This is a genomic window from Paracoccus nototheniae (assembly GCF_004335005.1).
Taxonomy (GTDB): Bacteria; Pseudomonadota; Alphaproteobacteria; order Rhodobacterales; family Rhodobacteraceae; genus Paracoccus; species Paracoccus nototheniae.
Genome location: NZ_RQRT01000177.1, coordinates 1 through 704 on the forward strand (window position 1 = coordinate 1; position 704 = coordinate 704).

Annotated in this window: 1 protein-coding gene and 1 pseudogene; both read left to right on the forward strand. The window is 74.4% G+C overall.

What is annotated here, in order from left to right; translation table 11 throughout:
- Positions 1-420, forward strand: a pseudogene (locus tag EG885_RS22955) (DUF58 domain-containing protein); the annotation flags it as partial.
- 19 nt (positions 421-439) lie between these two features.
- A partial coding sequence (locus EG885_RS22360) for a hypothetical protein (RefSeq protein ID WP_131579074.1) occupies positions 440-704 on the forward strand: 265 nt, incomplete at its 3' end.

Below are 704 nucleotides of genomic sequence, written 5' to 3' on the forward strand. Positions count from 1 at the left end.
GGCGATGCGGGGGTGCGCGTCCTGCCGCCTGCGGCGGGCGACCGACAGATGCCGATCCTGTGCCAGATGCTGGCCGATGCCCATGCCGCGGCGCTGGCGGGCACCACCCCCGACACCCCCCCGCTGACCGAGGCTCTGTCGGCAGCCCTGCGCGCCGCACCCTCGGGGGCGCATGTGATCCTGACCACTGCCCCCGATGGCTGGCAGGGGGCCGAGGCCGCGCTGACCCGGCTGGCCCTTGGCAGGCGGCTGGAGGTGGCGCTGATCCTCGATCCGCTGGAACTGACGCCGCCTGCCCGCGCTCTGCCCGTCCGTCAGGGTGGCGCCACGCATCTGCTGCGGCTGCGGCCCGCCGATCTGGGCGCGCAGACCGATCGCCTGACCGCGATGGGCGTCGTCGCGCGGCGGATCGCGCCATGATGGGGGGGCGCGTGATCCGATGACCCCCGACCCGATGACCCCCGACCCGATGGTCCCCGATGCGATGGCGCATGACCAGCTGATGCAGGCCCTGTCGCCCATCCGCCTGCCCGCATCGATGACGGGCCTGTCGCAGGCCGAGATGGTGGCGCTGCTGGCGCTTGGCCTGATCGCCGGGCTGCTGCTGGCGGCGATCATCCTGCCCTTTACCCGGCGCCGCGCCGCGCGGTCGCAGCAGCGTCTGGCCGACCTGCGCCATCTGCCCGCCCCCGAACGCCTGCTGG